Source organism: Aeromonas sp. HMWF017, assembly GCF_003061465.1.
Classification (GTDB): Bacteria; Pseudomonadota; Gammaproteobacteria; order Enterobacterales; family Aeromonadaceae; genus Aeromonas; species Aeromonas veronii.
On the sequence record NZ_QAJD01000097.1, the window covers coordinates 1 to 4,743 of the forward strand.

Below are 4,743 nucleotides of genomic sequence, written 5' to 3' on the forward strand. Positions count from 1 at the left end.
CGGGTGGGCCAGCTGGAGTTTCGCAGCTTTTCCGATGAGCCCGAGACCGGTTATGTGTGCAGCTGATTTATCTGTTCCCCGAATATCGCGGCTGCGGGCTGGCCGCGCAATTGCAGGCCTATATCCGCCAGCAGTTGCTGGGAGCGGGTTGCAAATGGGCTATCCTCTCCGTGAGCCGTACCAATGTGCGGGCCTTGCATCATTACCGGCGCTTTGGCTGGGTATTTCTGCGCCCCAATCCGAAACATCAGGAGACGGATTTTTATCGACTGACTCTGGCCGAGTGACCTCTGTGGGGGCCTCTGGGTATCCCCTCATTTATTCCCATCCCCCAAATGACTGAATCGTGAGTTAAATCCGGTAAATGGGGCGCGCTTGAGCCACACTTATGGCCACCCTGATTCAGCCTGCGCCGTGAGTGGCCGATAACCGGGGAAGCGTTGGTGCGGTGGGGTTCTGGCTGACAGATCTGTTGCAATATGCCAAGGTAGCGCCTCACGACAACAGAGCGATTCCCCGTGGTGGCGCGGGGCGGAAGAACAAGGATAACTGCTATGGTGCAGGACAGTGACACGATCAGGATCTCGGATGTCAGCGAGGCTGTGGTGCATGGCATTCTGGAGGTGACCAGCGATGGCATCTGGGATTGGCATGCCAATACCGGTTTTGTCTATCGCAACCCGGGCTGGTACCGGATGCTGGGTTACGAGCCTCACTCCCTCGGCAATACCGTCTTCACCTGGGAGAACGTGATCCACCCCGACGATCTGGCGGCGGTGATGGCGAAGTTCGATCTCTGTCTGAGCGGCAGCGCCCATGAGTATCGTGCCGAGTACCGTTGCCGCTGCCGCGATGGCAGTTATCTCTGGATTGAGGATTGCGGCCGCATCATTGAGCGCAATCCCGACGGGTCTGTGGCGCGGATGATCGGCGCCCATCGCGATATCCACGCCAGCAAGCTGTTGCTGGAGCAGCTGGAGCGGCGCAATCAGTCGCTGGAGCAGCAGGTTGCCGAGCGCACCGCCGAGCTGGTGCGACTCAACGAGGCGCTGCAACAGAAAGCCGAGGAGAACCGTCTGCTGGCAGAGACCGATGCCCTGACCGGCGCCGCCAGCCGCTATCGGCTGGAGCGGGCGTTGCAGCTGGAGTGCGAGCGGGCGCGCCGTTTCCATCAGCCGTTTACGGTGATCGCCATGGATGTGGACAACTTCAAGCAGATCAACGACAGCTATGGCCACAACGCCGGGGATCAGACCCTGATCAACATAGTGGCACTGGTGCGCCGCCATATCCGCGAGATCGATCTGCTGGCCCGCTGGGGCGGTGACGAGTTTATGGTGTTGCTGCCCAACACCGGCCGCGAGGATGCGCTGGTGGTGGCGAGCAAGTTTCAGGCATTGATGGCGAGCGAGCCCATCTGCCCCCATGCGCCCGCTACCATGAGCTTCGGGCTGGCGGAGTATCAGCAGGATGAGCAGAAGGAGAGCCTGATGGTGCGCGCCGATCGGGCGCTCTATCAGGCCAAGCAGCTTGGTAAAGACCAGATCTGCTAACGCGCAGGGCACGGAAAGAAGAGCAGTAAAAAGGGCCGCAGGTTTGAAACCGGCGGCCCTTTTGCATTGTTACTGACGCGGCGCGACTTAGAAGTGGTAACGCAGACCCAGCTTGAAGGTATCCAGAGAGTAGTGCTCTTCACCCAGGCTCAGGGCGTCGAACTGGCGCTCGTAACCGATACCGGCAGAGAAGTGGTCGTTGAAGGCGTAGTCCAGACCCACTTCCAGATTGGGGTGTACCTTGCTTTTGGTTGCGCTCTTGCTTACCTGATCGCTGAAACCGAGGAAGGTAGCGTTGCCGACAACTTCCAATTCGGTGCGGGTGTAGGCGATGCCCGGTTTGGCATAGGCGCTGAAGCCCCAGGCCAGCGGCTGGCTCAGCTTGGCTGCCAGGCTGATGCTGCGGGTTTCGATGGTGGTGTCGGCAAAGCCGCTTGCAATCGGGGAGGTCACCCAGGTCAGCTGATCCATCTGTTGGGCGTGCAGGCCACCTTCAACCGCCAGCCAGGGTTTGAAGCTGTAACCCACGATCAGGCTGCCGCCGTCGAGCTGGTCGTCGATCACTTTGGCGTCATAGGCGTCTTTGGCAGCACCATCGAGATCCATCTTGGAGGTGGTCAGATCCAGACCTGCATACCAGCCTTCGGCATGGGCGCCGCCATTCATGGCCAGAGCAAGCAGGGAGAAAGCGGCAATTTTATTAAACTTGTTCATGGATAAATAACCTTGTGTTGCGTGAACTGCGTGTGATTTATATTGCTCAATCCATGAAGCTTTTTATATTTCCGTCATTGCTCTGCTTTCACAGAGGGGCCGCAGTATAGTCAGCACATTTCTGAATAACAAGAGAGTGATTCCCCCATTCTTCTAAATATGACTGGCTGCAAGCAGGGTCATTTTGTTTAATAAATAGTGTTATTAGAGCTTTAGCTTTATTGAGGTTTAAATAATTAAACGGTGAGGCAAATGACAGGCGGCGAGTTTGCTTTTGATTCTATGTGATTGATTTGTATCAGCATTGATTTTTCATTCTAGCGTGGCCATGATGAGCTGTCTAAAAATTGGCATCTCAGATGTTACTCACAGGCGCCAGGCTCTTTTTGATGATTTTTTGAACGCCTCACAAGGTGAAACCGTGAGAAAAAAATCTATCTTTTTGCCTGTTTTTTGCTCTCTCTGAGGTTTGGGATTGTTCCCATTGTGGCTTTTGGTGGTCTTTTGAGGCTGTTTTTGCGTGGGCCATGTTGCCCACCAGATATGCGGATGGGCTCTTTTGGGTGGCTTTCTCTTCACCCGGCCGCAGTTGTTGGGGTGGGAGCGGGGAGTGATAAGTAAATATAGGCAGTACTAGTTGATTAATTTTTTGTCTTATATATACAAGCCATTTAAAAGATAGGTTTTTGATGTTTTAAATTACTTGCTTATATTCGTTTTTATATTGAGCGAAGCTTTCCAATCAAGCCATTTAAATATATTGAATGGCAATGAAACGCTATTGGTGATCGTTTAGGACACCCTGCCAGAGAGGTCGTGGTGGCTGGCGCATCAGTGGGCGGCGGGTGGCCGGTGACACTTCCCCTTGCCGGGGCCCTTGACCTGACCTGCGAATTCAGGGAAAAGAAAAGGGCGGTGCTATCAGCGCCGCCCAATGCCAGGAAAGAGAAAAAACCTTACGGTTTAAAAGATAAAAATTTGGAAGCAAACAATCGATTTCTCAACCAGGAAGGGTCTTGAATTCGATACGTTTCGATTATGCGCGATGTTCTATGCAGCACTAGCAAAATGTTTGCGGGTTGAAAGATATGCACTGTCTGGTGTCAGATTTTGCGACCTCATCGTTCAACTGGTCTGTCCTGATGGGCGTTTTAGGCGATTTTTTCTCTAGGCTGTTTTTTCGGTGTCAATATCTGAGCCTTGAAGGTAAAAACAGGTCAGAAGCTGACTCGGCATAACCATGCAATGAAAGTGCGATAACAAGGAAGAGTGGCATGACCTACAGCCAGACCCTGGCCAACAATATTCTCGACACCCTGAAGAAGACCCTGACCGACAAGGGGATCCGTTATCAGACCCTGGCAGAAGCTATGGGTGTCTCCATCGCGACCGTGAAACGGATGATGAACAAGCCCTCGCTGCCGTTCGATACTCTGTTGGAGATCTGCCATCTGGTGGGGCTCTCGTTCGAGGAGCTGCTGGATCGCACTCAGGATGCCCAGAGCCGGCGCGCCGTCTTCACTCAGGAGCAGGATGAGGCGTTTCACAACGAGCCGGGGCTCTACGCCTTTCTCGCCAATATCTTCTGGCGCGACAAGACGCTGATCGATCTCAAGCGGGAGTACGGCCTGACCGATGCCTCCTGCTACCTCTATCTGCGCAAGCTGGAGAAGCTCGGCATTTTGCAGCTTGGTATCGACAACAGTTACCACTTCCTCATCAGCGAGCGGATCAGCTTCGAGCAGCACAGCCGTTTCGCCCGCCAGCAGGCACGGCAGGCAATGTCGGTGCTGGGGGGGTATCTGGTGGAGAACATGCACAAGTCGAACAACTATATGGCGCTCTGCCAGCTGCACCTCAACGAGGGAGAGGCGATGGCGCTGATCGACCGGATGAAGGAGTACTGGCATCAGGAGATCAAGCTCAACCGTCCCGCCATCGGTCAGCAGGAGCACGCCAAGACCTACACCATGTCGCTGCAACTGGCCGACTGCGGCTATCAGAGCTTCGACGACATGATCCCCAATATCGACAACTGATCCCGGCGGATCCTGCGAGATCCGAGTCTGCTCGTGAGTTTGAGTGTGGTTACTCTGCCAGTTGCATGTACTGCGCTTTAGCGATGATGGGTTGCAGCGCCCGGGTATCGAGACAGATACGGATGGCATCCGGCCGCCAGTGCTCGATATCGCAATCCACCAGACCACCCCGCTCGTCGTAGTTGACCCGCACCAGCCGCAGCACCGCGCTCCCCTCCGCCAGATTGAGGGCGCGGGCGATGGCGCCGCGCGCCGCCGAGGGGGTGATCTCGAGACTCGCCCCACCCTGGCCTATGCCATAACGCTGCTGATAGAGCTCGGTGAGGGAGCTGGCCAGCGGCGCGCTGGCGATATCGGGAAAGCGGCTGGCCAGCAGATGGTGGCTGACGTGGAGCACTGGGCGGCCGTCGATAAGACGCTGGCGGCGAATTTCATAC

At 55.4% G+C, this 4,743-nt stretch carries 5 protein-coding genes; 3 read left to right on the plus strand and 2 right to left on the minus strand.

Annotated features, from left to right (window positions below):
- Positions 1–56 precede the first annotated feature (56 nt).
- Both DBR30_RS09375 and DBR30_RS09380 read left to right on the plus strand, forming a co-directional pair.
- Positions 57–287: a GNAT family N-acetyltransferase gene (locus DBR30_RS09375; RefSeq protein WP_258224372.1), complete on the plus strand. Its 231-nt coding sequence runs from the start codon at positions 57–59 to the stop codon at positions 285–287.
- A gap of 267 nt (positions 288–554) precedes the next feature.
- The gene (locus DBR30_RS09380) at positions 555–1,553 is read left to right on the plus strand and encodes a sensor domain-containing diguanylate cyclase (RefSeq protein ID WP_058057085.1); all 999 of its coding nucleotides are present in this window, start codon (positions 555–557) and stop codon (positions 1,551–1,553) included.
- Between the two features lie 87 nt (positions 1,554–1,640).
- Here DBR30_RS09380 and DBR30_RS09385 read toward each other — a convergent pair whose 3' ends face one another.
- A complete protein-coding gene (locus DBR30_RS09385; protein WP_064335188.1) occupies positions 1,641–2,267 on the minus strand; it encodes a porin family protein in 627 nt (208 codons plus the stop codon).
- Positions 2,268–3,541: 1,274 nt separating this feature from the next.
- On the opposite strand from DBR30_RS09385, the gene DBR30_RS09390 reads away from it, so the two are divergent.
- Complete coding sequence (locus DBR30_RS09390; protein ID WP_108541873.1) at positions 3,542–4,306, plus strand: helix-turn-helix domain-containing protein; 765 nt, start codon at positions 3,542–3,544, stop codon at positions 4,304–4,306.
- 49 nt (positions 4,307–4,355) lie between these two features.
- Here DBR30_RS09390 and DBR30_RS09395 read toward each other — a convergent pair.
- On the minus strand, positions 4,356–4,743 hold a 388-nt coding region (locus DBR30_RS09395; protein WP_146181374.1), incomplete at its 5' end, for a GntR family transcriptional regulator.

Bases quoted from the DNA above. Each gene is read 5' to 3' on its own strand.
- DBR30_RS09385 (WP_064335188.1), bottom strand. From the start codon at position 2,267: ATGAACAAGTTTAATAAAATTGCCGCTTTCTCCCTGCTTGCTCTGGCC.
- DBR30_RS09380 (WP_058057085.1), top strand. From the start codon at position 555: ATGGTGCAGGACAGTGACACGATCAGGATCTCGGATGTCAGCGAGGCT.
- DBR30_RS09390 (WP_108541873.1), top strand. From the start codon at position 3,542: ATGACCTACAGCCAGACCCTGGCCAACAATATTCTCGACACCCTGAAG.